Here is a 14943-nt window from a genome sequence, read left to right as displayed (position 1 = left end):
CCTTCAGTTAAAGCTAAGTCCGGCCGAAGCCTCGCCCTTGAGTTTTCCCGCATGCATGCCGATGACGCGGTCAACCCGTCCTTCCAGCAGGGCAACGTTCTGCTCTGCGATGAACATGGCGCTGTCCTTGAGATCGAGCGCGAAGAGCGCTTCCATCACGCTCTGTCCGATCTTCGGTGCGAGGCCGAGCGAAGGCTCATCGACAAGGTAAAGCTTCGCATCCGTCATCAGCCCGCGCCCGAGCGAAACCATCCGCCGCTCGCCGCCCGACAACCGGCCGACAGGGGTTTTCATCAGCTTGCGCAGTGGCTCGAACAGGTCGAGCACACGTTCCTTGCGGACCCTGCGGTCGCGCCAGGCGTCATGAGTAAACGCACCGGAATCGAGATGCTCTTCGACCGTCAGGCCGGTGAATATCTCATCCCCCTGCGGCATCAGCGCCAGGCCCCTGCGCACGATCTGGTGGGTGTAACGCCCGGGCCCCTGGCTGCGTATGCGGCCGATCTGGGTGCCGTTGAGCAGGATCGAGCCGCGCTGCCAGCCCGTCAGTCCCGCGATCGCATAGATCAGCGTGGTCTTGCCATGACCGTTCAGTCCGACAATGCCGAGTCTCTCACCAGGCTTGATCACCAGGTCGAGGTCATGAATCACGCGCAGCGGCCCGTAGCCGGCCGACAGGCCGTCTATTCGCAAAACATCTGTCATTTCCATGTTCCTCAGGCGCCTAATGCGCCTCGAAATAGGCGGCGCGAACCGCCGGGCTGTCGATGATATCGGCGAGTTTGCCCTCTGCGATGATCTCACCCGCATCCATCACGATCACCCTGTCCGCGATGGAGTCGAGCAACTCCATCCGGTGCTCGACGATCAGCACCGCCATGTTCATTTCCTTCGATAACATCCGCAGAATCTGGTCGATCTCGTCGATCTCGGCATTGATCAATCCAGCTGCGGGCTCGTCCATCAGCAGCACCTCGGGCCGTCGCATCAGCAGGTTGGCCAGCAACAGCTTGCGCCGCTCAAAGGTCTTGAGCTGACTGTTCGGCCGGTCCTGCGGCGTGCGGAATTGCACGAGATTCGCGCCATACTCCGCATCGAACCGCGTCAGATAGGGTTTATAGGCCTGGCGTGCGGCCTTGAATGTCTCGCCCACGGTCAGGTCTTCACAGACGATCGGGGTTTGATATGTCCGCCCGAGGCCCATCCGCGCACGCTCGAACAGCGGCAACCTGGTAATGTCGCGACCCTTGTAGACCACTTTGCCAGTCTTTGGCTGATAGCGGCCCGAGAGGATTTCGAGCAGGCTGGTCTTGCCTGCCCCATTGGGCCCGATAATACCAAGTACCTCGCCCGCTCCGAGTTTGAACCCGATCCTGCGCAGAACCTCCCGTCCCCCCAGGTCGAGCGAGAGATTCTCGGCGCAGAAGATCGGAGCAGCTTTCGCTCCGGTCATGCTCGGCTCCACCACGGTGCGGGTTTCAGGGTGGATTCGGCGATCTCGTTTGGCCAGATGATCTTGTGGCCGCCATCCTGCACCTGCACGAAGAGCTGTGCCATGCCCTGCTCGAGTTCGGTCGCCTGATTGCCGAAGCCGTTGTCAGGATAATGCAATGCCTCCTGCAGATCGTTCCGCATGTTCATCATGCCGCAAACGCCGCGATAGGGATTGTTGCGAATCCAGTCCACATTGGCGGCGAAATCCTCCGGTGCGCCTGTCGCCTCCCAGGCGAGCTTCAGATACTGGACGATGTCGTAACCGTTACCGGTATAGACGAGCCCCATATTGCCCTCGAATTCGGGGAAGCGATCCAGATAGGCTTTCCGGTATTCCTGTCCGCGTGCATCACCATAAAGGCCGACCGTCGTCGACCAGCAGAACCCTTCCGTCGCGCGGCCGCCCAGTTCCAGGAATTCCGGTTGCGATGGTCCGTATTGCAGATAGACCAGTGAATCGGGCACCGGGTTGGCGCGGAACTGCTTGCAGAAAGCCGCATATTCGGCTGCCACCCAGTGGTCGATCATGATTGCGCCGGCATCGACATCTTTCAGCCGCTGGATCACCGGTGTCCAATCATTCACCGGATACTGGATATCGGTCACCTCGGTGAGTTCGAAATCGTATCTTGGCATCGCCTCGCGCAGCGCGCGCAAGATGGTCTGGCAGTAGCCAACCTGCTCCGCCACAACGTGGACCTTGCGGTTCTTGGGCTTCCAGGCGCCAGATTCTTCCATCCTTTTCAGCCACAGAGGATAGGTCCAGCCATAGTTGACTTCGGCCGGGCAGGTTTGCAGCACATGGCTGTATTTCACCGGATCGGCGCGATAGGCTTCTGTCGGCAGCCGCTGCGCATTGCCGTTCACATAAGGGCATTTGTACTTTGCGGATTCGTCCAGCGCCGGGATCGGTGCAAACAGGAACGAATTGGAAATCGCCATCACCTTCTTGTCGATACAGGCGGCGATTGCCTGGCGTGCGCTTTCGGGTGACAGCTTGTCGACATCCGGCACGAACAGTTCAATCTCGCGGCCCAGAATTCCGCCTGCAGCGTTGATCTGCTCGACTGCAAAGGTGGTGCCGTTAAGGTGATCGCTGTCATCCGCCACGCCGTAGGGCGTCGAGAGCGAGGACGGCACACCGATGAGGATCTTGTCGGCGCGCCCTTGCGAAATCGCCGGTGCGGCAAGCGTCATCGCTGCTCCGGCGACACCGATCTGGAGGGTGGTGCGCCGGGTATAGCGTCGCGGCCGGCGCAGGCCAGGAGCCTTGTCCTTGATCATGATCGTTTCCCATGTTGGAGCCGCATTCGCAGGCAAAGTCTAGATGTAACGATAGCGAATCGGCCAATATATTATTCTTTTGTATAGATATTTATGATCGACCTAAGTAATATCTGTCAACGATAAAATAAAAGTAATTATAAGTTATCGTCTAGCATGCTTTAGGAGCGTCTAGATGTAGTGAGGGGCGAGAGATTTGGAGAAGAAGCGGGGAAGAGATAATATCTTAAGCCGTAGAGACGGCTACGACATCCATGCAGGCAGAGGCTGGCATGGATGTAGACGTTGTCATCTCTGGCCGGTCAGACTAGATAAGTTGGCAGAGGATGCTCCGGCGACTTGGCCGGGAGCGAATGAACTGTTCGAGGGATCATGAGCTCTGCCCTGTCCATGGAGGTGGAAACCTCCGGAATCGGAACGCCGGTTTCGATCTTAATCGCCGATGATCACTGGGTCGTGCGAGAGTCGCTCAAACATGTTGCGCGAACCCTGCGTAACTGGAACGAGATCGAGGAAGCATCGAGTTTCGATGAGGCGCTGGCAGTGCTGGAGCGCAATCCGACGATCGGGCTTGTGGTGATCGACCTGATGATGCCGGGGGCAGCGGCCTTTCCCGGATTGCAAGAACTCCGCAGCCGTTTTCCGGCGATCCCGGTGGTGGTGATTTCGGTCTACGAGGATCCGGAGCACGTGCTGGAGGCGATCCGGCACGGGGTGGTGGGTTATATCCCCAAATCGGCGGGCGCAGCCCAGATCAAGCAGGCACTCAGCCGGGTGATCGCGGGGGAGGTCAGCTTTCCACGCGACATTCTCGCCCGTGCGCATGTAACTCCCGAGGCGGAGCGCCCCGATACCCGGCAGCCGGCTCGGGTCGAACCCCAGGCGGATCTGAGGCTCCTGACCCGCCGAGAAACAGAAGTTCTGGCGGCGCTCGGCCGGGGCGAGGCGTTGCAAGACATCGCCGATATGCTCGATATCAGCCGGCAGACGGTCCGTGTGCATCTGGGCAACGCGATGAAGAAACTGGCCACGCCTACGCGCGAGGCAGTGATCCGGCTGGCGGTCGAAAATTCCACACAGCTGCAACAGGCGCTCGCAGTCAAATGACGTCGTGCACGCCGCAACATAAGGGCGGCGGAGCGGATGATCGTGCGACTCTGGACGCGATCGGCTGTGCGGTGGCGGTCTGGGATGCGCAGGCCCGTCTTCTTCATGGCAATCCGGCATTTCAGTGCCGATTTGGCAGAGTGACGGAACACGTTGCGCAGCCGCTCACGCAGGTGGATTTCATTTCCGCACTCGCAACGTCCGGTCTGCTGGTGCAACTGCCGCAAAGCGGCCTGCTTGATCTGGAAGGATGCGCGCTCGTCTTCACTGATGGGCAGGTGCTTCAGGCCGAGAGCTGGCCCATGCCGGGCGGGGGACGGGTCAGCCTGTTTTCGGACATCACCGAGGCCTGGCGCGCGCAGCGCGGCCTGGAGCGCGCCCGCGACAAGGCCACCCATGCCGACCAGAGCAAATCGCGATTCCTGCGGGCGGCCAATCACGATCTGCGCCAGCCGCTCGCCTCGCTGAAGATCCTGATCTATTCCTGTATGGAGGCCGAAACCGAGCAAGAGCGTCAGGAGACGCTGCACGCGATGGATGTTTCCGTCTCGATCATAGAGGATTTGCTCGGCGCCCTCCTGAACATCGGTCAACTCGACGCCGGCAAGGTCGAGCCCCGCGTCCAGACCTTCCAGCTTTCGACCGTGTTCGAACGATTGCGCATCCAGTTTGGACAGGCGGCGCGAGACAAGGGGCTCGACCTGCGTATCGCGCAGTCACGGGCCGCCATCCGGACCGACCGCGCCCTGCTGGAACGGATCCTTTCGAACTTTGTCGGTAATGCCATCCGTTACACCGAGTTTGGCCGTGTTCTGATCGGCTGCCGCCGACATGGCCGGAGCCTGCGGATCGAGGTGCATGACACCGGCATCGGCATCGAACCGGAGCATCAGGAAAAGGTGTTTGAGGAATTCTTCCGTGTTGCAGAACAACAACCGGCGCGCCACAGTCTTGGCCTCGGGTTGAACATCTCGCGCCGGCTGGCCGAAGTGCTGGGCCACCGGGTCTCGTTGCGGTCGGCGCCAGGCAGGGGATCGACCTTCGCGATAGAAGTCCCGCTCGGCGATGTCTGGCATTCGTCAATGGGCGAGGTCGAGATCAACGAGCGCCTCGGAGGTGAATTCGCAGGGTTGCGCTGTCTCGTGCTGGAGGATGATCGCATGTTGCGCGACGCGGTGATCGCGCTGCTGCAACGTTGGGGGATCGAGGTGCAGATCCTCGAACGGTTCGACGATGTTCCGGCTGCGCTCGCTGCCCTTCCCCAGCCGCCGGACATCATCATCACCGATTTCCGCCTGCGCAGCGGGGTACGCGGCACCGACATCGTGCACCAGATCAACGACACGCTGGAACTGCCCTGTCCCGCGATCGTGATCACCGCCGATACCGGACCGGAGCTGATCGCCTCGATCCGCGCACAGGGGTTTCCGGTGCTAATCAAGCCCGTCAGTCCACCAAGCCTGCGCGTGATCATGCACAACATCCTGTTTGAGCCGGAACTGGTGCCGGAATTGTCATGATGGACGAACGGCCGATACCTATCGGCGCGATCGTGCCGCTAACCGGCTCTGCGGCCTCGGACGGGCGCGAGTTCCGCAATGGTGTCCTGCTCGCCTGCGAGGAGATCAACGAACGCGGCGGTATCCTCGGGCAGCGGCTCGAACCGATATTCCTGGACACGGGACTCCAGACCGCGCACGAGACGATCCGTGCCACCCGCTACCTGATCTCGCAAGGCGTGCATGCGATCTTTGCCGGCTACAACATCGGCCCGCAGAATTCGGAATACGAACCGATCGCCGATGCCGGTATCATCTATATTCACTGCAACACGCTGCTCCAGCACCATGACACGGTAATGAGCGATCCCGCACGTTACTTTGGCTGCTTCATGGCCGATCCCGCGGAATACTGGTACGGACAGGGCTTCATCAAGTTCCTGTCCTGGCTACGCGACAGCGGTCAGTGGCAGCCGCCAAGCGACCGCATCGCGATCGTTTCAGGGCCCAAGCCTTACAGCATCGTCATCGCCAATGCGATGCATCAGGCAGCACATCAATTCGGCTGGCGTCCCGTTTTCCCGCCTCGGATCCTTCGCCGCCTGCCAACCGACTGGAGACCATTGCTGGAGGAAATCCGCTCGACCGACCCTTCGGTGCTCGCCCTGACGCATTTCCATGCGGGCGATCTTGCGCGATTCCACCTGCAATTCTCTGAGGATCCGCTGCCCGTTCTGCTTTATCTGCAGTATGGTGCATTGCACCGCAGCTTTTCCGAGATGGTCGGCGAAAAGGGCCGCGGTGTGATCGTCGGAACCGTCATCGGTTTGCCGCGGGACGACATCGGCTGGGCATTTTTCCGTCGGTACAAAGCACGGTTCGGAGCAGCGTCGACCCCCGAGGTCGGTTGTCAGACCTATAACGCCGTACAACATTATGCTATCGCCGCAGCAGTCGCCGGAGGTACGGCCGGGCCGGGCGGTACGGAACAGAATCGCAAGATCGCACACCTTCTGTGTGACATACCTTATCGCAGCGTCTCGGGGACAATTCGCTATCATCCGCAATGGCAGGCAGCAGTACCCTATCCGGACGCGACGCTAGATGCGTCGCTCGGCCTGCCGCATCTGTTCTATCAGTTGCGAGGCCCTGAAGACCCTGCGGCGCTGGTCGCTCCGGACTTGTATCGGGATTCGTCTTTCGAACTGCCGCCATGGTTCGCGCGGAACTAGCAGGCGCCGGGCCGGAAACGCGCCTGGCATTGCACGAACTCGGAATGGACCCGCCATCGGCGACTGATCGCCGCGCCTGAGAGGCCGTTCCTGATACCAAGAGCAAGACTCCCTGTGATAGAGCATTGCACATCGCGCCGGCGGGGGTACCTTGGCGCCGGTTTCGCCGGGAGAGCATGAATGCGGTTACTGGTTCGGCTGATCGGGGCGCTGCTGGTGGCGGTGCTTCTGCTCGGGGCGGGGCTTGTTGCCTTGCCGTTCGTTCTGCCGGGCGAGAAGGTGGCGCGGATCGCGGTCGATCAGATCCGCGCGCGCACCGGGCGCGAACTGTCGATCGCGGGCGATGTCTCCTTCACCTACTGGCCGGTTCTCGGCGTCACCACGGGGCCGGTGCGTTTTGCCAATGCCGACTGGGCCGGGGCCGAGCCGATGCTGAGCGCCGATGCGCTGACGCTTGGCCTGTCGGCTCCCGACCTGCTGCGCGGTGTGGTTCGCATCACCGAGATCACGGCCGCGCGGCCGGTGCTCAACCTCGCGACGCGCGAGGACGGGCGCGGCAACTGGGAATTCGGCGCGGAGCGATCCGCGGGCGCGGCTGAAACGACGCCTTCCGCATCCGGGGGCGGCGGGGCGGTCGCGTTTCCGGTGCTGGAAAAGCTGAACCTTGCCGATGCGCGCATCACCTGGGCGCCGGCGGACGGGGAGCGGGTCGTTCTCGACGGCACGGATCTGGCGCTCGACTGGCCGGACCAGAGCGGCCCGGCGCAGATTCGGGCGGTGCTCTATCCGCATGGCACCATGGTTTCGCTGAAGGCACAGATCGAGCGGCTCGACCGTTTTCTGACCGGCGAGGAAACGCCGCTCGCGCTGCAGGCCGAGACTGCCGACGGCACGATCGGTTTCGACGGGCGGGCCCGGATGTCGGGTGCGGCGGCGGGGCATCTGAGCATCGACGCCAGGGATACCGCGCGCCTGCTCGCCGCGCTTGCCGGAGAGGGGGGCGAACTGCCCCGGATGCTCGGGGACAGCGCCCGGATCGCTGCCGATGTCAGCTATCACCCCGAGGGGCGGATCGGGCTGAAACAGATCGTGGCCGATCTGGGCGGCACCTCACTTTCCGGGTCGCTTGACGTGGTGCTGGGCGCGCGACCGCGCATCAAGGGTCAGATTGCGACCGGAGTGCTTGACCTGCGCGGGCTGGGCACTGGCGGCGATGAGGGCGCCGATACCGGGCAGAAGGACAAGTCCGGGGGCTGGTCGCAGGACAGGATCGACGCGGGGGCGCTTTCGCTTGTGGATGCCGATCTCGACTTCAGTACCGAGGGGGTTCGCACCGACACGACCGATATCGGGCGGCTGCGGGGGCGGCTTGCGCTCGAGAACGCGCGCGCGGTGCTGGATATCGCCGAGGCGCAGGTGTTCGACGGGATCGTGACGGGGCAGCTTGTTGCCAACAATCGCAGCGGATTTTCCCTGCGCGCCGATGTCGCCGCCTCGCGGATCGACATGCAGAAGGCGCTTCGGGATCTGGCCGGGGTCAAGCGGCTTTCCGGGCGCGGCGAGGCGCGGATCGAGGTTCTGGCGAGCGGCAGCAGCGAGGCCGCGCTCATGAATTCGCTTTCGGGATCAGGCAGCATCGCCATGGCCGAGGGGGTGATTTCGGGGTTCGACCTCGACCGGCTGACCCGCGGCGGCGATCCGGGCAGCGGAACCACCGTGTTCGATTCGCTGAACGCAAGCTTCACCATCCGCGACGGGGATCTGTTCAACGACGATCTGGAACTGAACCTGCCGAATTACCGCACCGAGGGCGAAGGGCGCATCGGGATCGGCGCGCGCGACCTTGATTATGTCATCACCCCGATCGCGCTGCGGGCCAACGCGGGCGAGGGGCTGCGCATCCCGATCCGGTTCAAGGGGTCCTGGGACGATCCGAAGATCCGCCCCGATGTGAAGGCGGTGATCGAGCAGGGCACCGGGATGAGCCGCGAGGAGCTTGAAACCAGGGCAAAGGACAAGCTGCGCGAAAAGCTGGAAAAGGAGTTGCGGATGCAGCCGGATGACAACCGCGACCCGGTCGATGCCTTGAAAGACCGGCTCGAGGACGAGGCGAGGAAGGGGCTGCTCAAGCTGTTCGGCGACCGGTAGAATTGGGCGGCCCGGCCGTGCTCAGATGGTCTGGTCGTAATCCCCGACCAATGGTTCGGTGCGGATGATCGCGTCGAGATCGGCAAAGATCGCGCGCATCTCGTGCTCGCTTTCGGGGCTTTCGCAGACCACCACCAGATTGGGCGTGTTGGATGATGCGCGCACCAGCCCCCAGCCGCCGTTCTCGAGCATGACCCGCGCCCCGTTCACGGTGATGACCTGGTCGATCCGGCGCCCGGCCAGCGTGCCGCCGCTGTCGGCCAGCGCGGTCAGCCGGTCCACCAGCCGCCCGAGCACCGCGTATTTCTCGGTGTCCGGGCAATATGGCGACATGGTGGGGGTGGACCAGGTGCGCGGCAGCGCACGGCGCAGATCGGACATGGATTTGCCGGGGTTGCGGTCCATCAGCTTGCAGATCTCGACCGCGACGCGCAGCCCGCAGTCATAGCCGCGCCCCAGCGGCTCGGCAAAGAAGTAATGCCCCGATTTCTCGAACCCCGCCAGCGCGCCGATCTCCCTGACCCGCCGTTTCATGTGGGAATGGCCGGTTTTCCAGTAATCAGTTTGGGCGCCATGGGCCTGAAGTTCGGGGTCGCTGGCGAAAAGCCCGGTCGATTTCACATCGGCGACGAAGGTCGCATTCGGGTGCAGCCGGATCAGGTCGCGGGCAAGGATCACGCCCATCTTGTCGGCAAAGATTTCCTCGCCCTCGTCATCGACCACGCCGCAGCGGTCGCCGTCACCGTCGAAGCCGAGCGCGAAATCCGCGCCTGAATCGTGCACCGATTGCGCCATGTCGCGCAGCATTTCGAGCGCCTCGGGGTTCGGGTTGTAATGGGGGAACGTGTAATCGGGGCGGTTATGGCTTGGCACGACCTCGACGCCGATCCGCTCCAGCAGCTCTGGGGCAAAGGCGCCCGCCGTGCCGTTGCCGGTGGCGCAGACCACGCGCAGCCGCCGGCTCATGCGGAAGTCGCCGGCCAGATCGTCAAGATAGGCCTCGCGCAGGCCGTCGGTGAAGTTCCAGCCGCCGCCATCGCGCGGCTGTCCCTCGCCGCCCAGCACGATGCCGCGCAATTCCGCCATGTCCTCGGGGCCGTGGGTCAGGGGACGGTCGAACCCCATCTTGACCCCGGTCCAGCCGTTCGGGTTGTGGCTTGCCGTGACCATGGCGACCGCCGGCACATCAAGGTGGAACTGCGCGAAATAGGCCATGGGGCTCAGCGCCGGGCCGATGTCGCGCACCTGCACCCCGGCCTGCACCAGCCCGAGAACCAGCGCCTGCTTGATCGCCAGCGAATAGTCGCGATAATCGTTTCCGACGGCGATTTCCGGGCGGATGCCCCGGCGGTGCATCTGCGTACCGAGCCCGAGCCCGAGCGCCGTCACGCCGGGCAGGTTGATTTCATCGGGGTATTTCCAGCGCGCATCATATTCGCGGAACCCGGTCGGCGCGATCATCGGATCGCGCAGAAAGCTCCAGGTGTTGGGCATGACGGTGGCGGCGGGTTTCTGCATGGAGTGACCTGACGGGATTCAGAACGGGATCGGCTCGGCCTTGGCGAGCTGGTCGAATTTCATCAGGGTGCGGATCAGCCCCGGCATCCGGTCGAGATGAATCATGTTCGGCCCGTCCGAGGGCGCATTGTCGGGATCCTCATGCGTTTCCATGAACACCGCCGCCACGCCCACCGCCACGGCGGCGCGGGCCATGACCGGGGCGAATTCCCGCTGCCCGCCGGTCGATCCGCCAAGCGCCGCCGGCTGCTGCACCGAATGGGTGGCGTCCATCACCACCGGATAGCCGGTCTGCGCCATCTGCGGCAGGGCGCGCATGTCGGCGACAAGGGCGTTATAGCCGAACGTCGTGCCGCGTTCGGTCAGCAGGATGCGGCGGTTGCCGGCGCTTTCGATCTTGGCGACCACATTCGCCATGTCCCAGGGCGCGAGGAACTGGCCCTTCTTGACGTTGATCGCGGCGCCGGTTTCGGCGGCGGCAAGGATCAGGTCGGTCTGACGGCAGAGCAGCGCCGGGATCTGCAGCACGTCGCAGACCGCCGCCACGGGCGCGCATTGGGCGATGTCATGCACATCGGTCAGCACCGGCACGCCGACGGCGCGCTTCACCTCGGCCAGCATCTCGAGCCCCGCCTCCATCCCCGGACCGCGCCGGCCGCTGAGCGAGGTGCGGTTCGCCTTGTCGAAACTGGCCTTGAAGATGAACTGCGCCCCGGCCGCCGCGCAGGCATCCCGGAGCCGTTCGGCGATCATCCGGGCATGGGCGGCGCTTTCCAGCTGGCAGGGGCCGGCGATGATGGTCAGGGGCTGGTCGTTGCCGATGCGCAGCCCGTCGAGTTCGACTTGAATCAAGAGGTCACCTGTTCGCGCAGGATGGAAGCGGTCAGCGAGATCATCAGATAAATCCCGGCAAAAATGAGAAATGCCAGTATAGTACCTTCGAACTTGCGCGGATAGGTCGGATCTTCGCTTGGCACCGGACGCACCGAGGTGGTCAGATAGCGCACCTGCCGGTTGGCTTCCATCCGGGTCTGTTCGACCTGCTGCAGCGCCGATTGCAGCACCATGTCGCGGGCGGCAAGATCGGCCTGCGCCATCTGCAGCCGCACCGTGAGCTGCGCGAGGGAGTTTTCGCCCTTGCTCGCGTCCACCATCCGCGCGTTCAACTGTTCGAGCGTCTCGCGCAGGCGGCGCACGTCGCCCTGCGCGCCGGCGAGCCGGGCCTCGTTCGGACGTGGATTGTCAAGCAGCGAGGCCACCTGAAGTTCGCGTTCGCGCAGCATGGTCTCGACCTCGTTGATCTGGGCGCGCAGCCCGGTGATCACCCCCTCGGGGTCGAGGATCGAGCCCTCCATCTGCAACCGGACCAGTTCTTCCTGCGCGGTGCGCCGCTCGGCCTGTGCCTGTTCGAAGCTGTCCAGCGCATCCTGCATCTGGTCGCCCCGCTTCTGCTGGCTCATGGCGTTCACGCGTTCCTCGGCATAGGAAATCAGCCGCTCCGAGAAATCCGTGCTGGCGGCAGGGTCGGCGGCGGTGACCTCCATGCGGATCACGCCCTCGGTGGGGTCGAAGCCGATCTTCACGTAGCGGGAATACAGCCGGTAGGCCTCTTCGTTCGAGGCGCCCGCACCAAGCCGCTGCACCGGATCGACCTGTTCCTGCGCAAAATGCGCCTTGAACCCCGCATCGCGGTCGAGCCGCAGCATCGCATCCTTGGATTGCAGGTAGGATTGCACCGCGATCGAATCGGCGCTGGTCGCGAATTGCGTGCCGCGCAGCAGCCCGCCGATGCCTTCGCCGCCGGCATTGTCCGCCTGAAGGATCAGGAATTCGGATTTCGTCGCATACATCGGGGTCGCGAAAACATGGAAATAAAGCCCGACAAGAAAGGTCGGCAGGGCGACGAAGACCCCGAGCCGGGCGGCGAGCGCGCGCAGGCGCCGCTGGCGCCGGCGGGCGATGTCGCGCTGGATTTCCGAGATTTCGCGGATCCGGGCCGCAGGCGAGCCATCCCCGGCGGACGGTTCGGGGCCGCGCTCCCGCCGGGCGAGCGCCCCGGCATCATGGCCCCCGCTGCGGACCGGAAGGCCGGCCCCCGACGGCCTGTCGTCGTGACCATCGCCGCCGCGCCCCGGCGCGATCAGTTCCAGCATGTTCGACTGGGCGAAGGGGTCGATGCCCTGACGGCGCAGAAGCCGCACCGCATCCAGGTCCGAGGCCGCCGTGATCCCGTGCCGCTCGGCCACCCGCCGCGCCATGCGCAATTGCCGGGTGGTCAGCCCCTCGTTGCGCAGCGCCTCGATCTCGGCCAGGACGGCGGCGGCGCTTTCGGCGGCTTCCGACGGGGTGGCCGTGTCCGCGCCGGTGCCGCTGCGCCGGATGCGGAATTTTCTAACCCTGGGTTTCATAGTCATAAAGCCGTTTCGCCTCTTCCAGAGTGTCGAACATGTGCAACTGCCCATCCATCAGCACGGCGGCGGAGCGGGCGTATTTCTTCAGTATCTCGGCCTGGTGCGAGACGATCACGATGGTGGTGGTGCGCAGCCGTTCCGCGAGGATGGCGGATGCCTTGCGGTTGAATTCGGCGTCGGTGGTGCCCGGCATGCCCTCGTCGATCAAGTAGATGTCGAAATCGAGCGCAAGCATCAGCGCAAAGGAAAACCGCGCCCGCATCCCCGAGGAATAAGTGCCCACCGGCTGATCGAAATATTCGTCGAGGTTGCAGAGCCAGCGGCAGTAGGCTTCGACATAATCGGGGTCGAGCCCGTAAAGCCGCGCGATATAGCGGCTGTTTTCCACCGCCGAGATGCGGGTCACCACCCCGCCGCGGAAGCCGAGCGGAAACGACACGTTGCAGCTACGCCGGATTTCGCCCTCGTCAGGCTTTTCGAGTCCGGCCATCATGTTGATGAGGGTGGTCTTGCCGGTCCCGTTCGGCGCGAGGATGCCCAGCGAATTGCCGAGTTCGACGCGGAACGACACGCGGTCAAGGATCACCTTGTGGCGCGTTCCGGTCCAGAACGATTTGCTGACGTTTTCAAACTCTATCATCGCGCGACGGGCGGAAACTCGTAAAACCATGCCAGCACTGGTGGCCCGCCCCTTTAACAGCAGGGGGCGCAGTTTTCATAGCCGAGTTTCGCTGCAGATGGAAAGCCGCGCGGATGCGTTGCCGCCGGGTGGCGAAAGTGCCCGCCTTCCACCCGCGACATGCGGGCGCGGCACTGGTGCGACACTGGCGCGGGACGCGGTGGCGACCTAGATAGGGCGCATGTTCCAGCCCCCGAAACCGCCGCTTGTCGAACGCATCCGCGCCTGTCGCATCTGTGCCGAACGCTTTGCCGCCACCGCCACGCATCACGCGCCCCGCCCGGTGGTCTGGTTTCGCCCCGGCGCGCGCGTCCTGATCGCCGGGCAGGCGCCCGGCATCCGCGTGCACGACACGGGCAAGCCGTTCAACGACCGCTCGGGCGTGCGGCTGCGCGAATGGCTGGGCATGACCGATGCCGAGTTCTATGACATCGACCGGGTGGCCATCGTGCCCATGGCCTTCTGCTTTCCGGGCTACAACGACAAGAGCTCGGACCTGCCGCCGCCGCCGGTCTGTGCCGGGACATGGCACCGCGACGTGATGGCCGAACTCACCGATCTGCGGCTGATCGTGGCGATCGGCAGCTATGCCCAGCGCTGGCATCTTGACGCCAGGGGGTCGTTGACCGAAACCGTGTCGAACTGGCGCGACCACGCGCCGCGCATCTTTCCGCTGCCGCACCCTTCATGGCGCAATACCGCCTGGCTGAAGAAGAACCCCTGGTTCGAGACCGACCTTCTGCCGGTGCTGCGCTCCCGTGTCCGCGAGGTTCTGGATGAACGAGACCACCGCGCTTGACCGCGCCCATGCGGCGATGGAGGCAAGCCCCGACGACGATGCGGCGCGGCTGCGCTTTTTCGCGCGGCTCTGCGACAACGAACTGTTCCTGATGCTGGCCGCCGAACCGGCCGGGGATTCGGTGTCACCCGAGATCTTCGATCTCGCGGCCGGGCGTTTCGTGCTGGTTTTCGACCGCGAGGAAAGATTGTCGCGGTTTGCCGGCCGCGCCGTGCCCTATGCGGCAATGTCGGGGCGCGTGCTGGTCGGGATGCTCTCGGGGCGGGATCTCGGGATGGCGGTCAACCTGGAGGTCGCGCCCTCGTCGATCCTGCTCGGTCCCGAGGCGGTGACCTGGCTGGAAACCATCCTTGCGCAGGGGCCGGCCCGGGTCGAGGCGCAGATCGCGGCCGTGTCGCCGCCCGCGGGCCTGCCCGAGGCGCTGCTGCATGCGCTCGATGCCAAGCTTGCGCTCATGGCGGGGCGGGCGCGGCGGGCCTATCTGGTCGGCACCACCGACGAGGCCGGGCGGCGCGGCCATATGCTGGCCATCATTGATGCGCAGAAGGGGGCCGAGACCGCGCTTGCGCAGGCGCTGAACGAGGCGCTGGTCTTTTCCGGGCTGAAGGCGGGGGCGCTCGACGTCGCATTCCTTGCGGGTGGCGATCCGCTGGTCGAGCGGCTGGCCGCGCAGGGCTTGCGGATCGACCTGCCCGAGCCGCCGCAGGACGGTCACGACAAATCCCCGGCCGCACCGGGGCGCGATCCCGCGCGCCCGCCGATCCTGCGCTGA

At 64.2% G+C, this 14943-nt stretch carries 13 protein-coding genes; 6 read left to right on the top strand and 7 right to left on the bottom strand.

The window, feature by feature from the left end; genetic code table 11:
• Positions 1 to 3: 3 nt before the first annotated feature.
• From B0B01_RS06180 to B0B01_RS06170, 3 genes are read right to left on the bottom strand one after another with little or no spacing between them, the layout of a single operon-like run.
• Positions 4 to 705: an ABC transporter ATP-binding protein gene (locus B0B01_RS06180; RefSeq protein WP_076648711.1), complete on the bottom strand. Its 702-nt coding sequence runs from the start codon at positions 703 to 705 to the stop codon at positions 4 to 6.
• Positions 706 to 724: 19 nt separating this feature from the next.
• Positions 725 to 1453 carry an ABC transporter ATP-binding protein gene (locus B0B01_RS06175; protein ID WP_076648709.1) on the bottom strand — a complete coding sequence of 243 codons (729 nt, stop codon included), beginning with the start codon at positions 1451 to 1453 and terminating at the stop codon, positions 725 to 727.
• Complete coding sequence (locus tag B0B01_RS06170) at positions 1450 to 2778, bottom strand: ABC transporter substrate-binding protein (RefSeq protein WP_076648707.1); 1329 nt, start codon at positions 2776 to 2778, stop codon at positions 1450 to 1452. Before B0B01_RS06170 ends, B0B01_RS06175 begins: the two co-directional genes overlap by 4 nt.
• Positions 2779 to 3150: 372 nt before the next feature.
• On the opposite strand from B0B01_RS06170, the gene B0B01_RS06165 reads away from it, so the two are divergent.
• The 4 genes from B0B01_RS06165 to B0B01_RS06150 all read left to right on the top strand — a co-directional run bounded on the left by B0B01_RS06165 (position 3151) and on the right by B0B01_RS06150 (position 8764).
• Positions 3151 to 3885 carry a response regulator transcription factor gene (locus tag B0B01_RS06165; RefSeq protein WP_234967717.1) on the top strand — a complete coding sequence of 245 codons (735 nt, stop codon included), beginning with the start codon at positions 3151 to 3153 and terminating at the stop codon, positions 3883 to 3885.
• A complete protein-coding gene (locus B0B01_RS06160; RefSeq protein ID WP_083946069.1) occupies positions 3882 to 5405 on the top strand; it encodes an ATP-binding response regulator in 1524 nt (507 codons plus the stop codon). The genes B0B01_RS06165 and B0B01_RS06160 overlap by 4 nt, the downstream gene beginning before the upstream one ends.
• Positions 5402 to 6616, top strand: a complete 1215-nt coding sequence (locus tag B0B01_RS06155) for an ABC transporter substrate-binding protein (protein WP_234967716.1) — start codon at positions 5402 to 5404, stop codon at positions 6614 to 6616. Before B0B01_RS06160 ends, B0B01_RS06155 begins: the two co-directional genes overlap by 4 nt.
• A 180-nt stretch (positions 6617 to 6796) precedes the next feature.
• Positions 6797 to 8764: an AsmA family protein gene (locus tag B0B01_RS06150; protein WP_076648699.1), complete on the top strand. Its 1968-nt coding sequence runs from the start codon at positions 6797 to 6799 to the stop codon at positions 8762 to 8764.
• A gap of 21 nt (positions 8765 to 8785) precedes the next feature.
• Here B0B01_RS06150 and B0B01_RS06145 read toward each other — a convergent pair whose 3' ends face one another.
• Genes B0B01_RS06145 through B0B01_RS06130 form a run of 4 tightly spaced genes read right to left on the bottom strand, consistent with a single transcriptional unit; the run spans position 8786 to position 13333 of the window.
• Positions 8786 to 10282 carry a phosphomannomutase/phosphoglucomutase gene (locus B0B01_RS06145; protein ID WP_076648697.1) on the bottom strand — a complete coding sequence of 499 codons (1497 nt, stop codon included), beginning with the start codon at positions 10280 to 10282 and terminating at the stop codon, positions 8786 to 8788.
• Between the two features lie 18 nt (positions 10283 to 10300).
• On the bottom strand, positions 10301 to 11134 hold the full coding sequence (gene kdsA, locus B0B01_RS06140; RefSeq protein ID WP_076648695.1) for a 3-deoxy-8-phosphooctulonate synthase: 834 nt from the start codon (positions 11132 to 11134) through the stop codon (positions 10301 to 10303).
• The gene (locus tag B0B01_RS06135; protein ID WP_076648693.1) at positions 11131 to 12696 is read right to left on the bottom strand and encodes a KpsE/RkpR family capsule polysaccharide export protein; all 1566 of its coding nucleotides are present in this window, start codon (positions 12694 to 12696) and stop codon (positions 11131 to 11133) included. The genes kdsA and B0B01_RS06135 overlap by 4 nt, the downstream gene beginning before the upstream one ends.
• Positions 12674 to 13333: an ABC transporter ATP-binding protein gene (locus tag B0B01_RS06130; RefSeq protein WP_076648691.1), complete on the bottom strand. Its 660-nt coding sequence runs from the start codon at positions 13331 to 13333 to the stop codon at positions 12674 to 12676. Before B0B01_RS06130 ends, B0B01_RS06135 begins: the two co-directional genes overlap by 23 nt.
• Before the next feature lie 220 nt (positions 13334 to 13553).
• Here B0B01_RS06130 and B0B01_RS06125 point away from each other — a divergent pair, with 220 nt between their 5' ends.
• Positions 13554 to 14171 (top strand): uracil-DNA glycosylase family protein, encoded by a 618-nt coding sequence (locus B0B01_RS06125; protein ID WP_076648689.1) that lies wholly within the window; start codon positions 13554 to 13556, stop codon positions 14169 to 14171.
• Positions 14149 to 14943 (top strand): SseB family protein, encoded by a 795-nt coding sequence (locus tag B0B01_RS06120; protein WP_076648687.1) that lies wholly within the window; start codon positions 14149 to 14151, stop codon positions 14941 to 14943. Before B0B01_RS06125 ends, B0B01_RS06120 begins: the two co-directional genes overlap by 23 nt.

It is taken from the genome of Pontibaca methylaminivorans, assembly GCF_900156525.1.
In the GTDB taxonomy this organism is placed as follows: Bacteria; Pseudomonadota; Alphaproteobacteria; order Rhodobacterales; family Rhodobacteraceae; genus Pontibaca; species Pontibaca methylaminivorans.
This window is presented reverse-complemented; position numbering and strand designations above follow the sequence as displayed.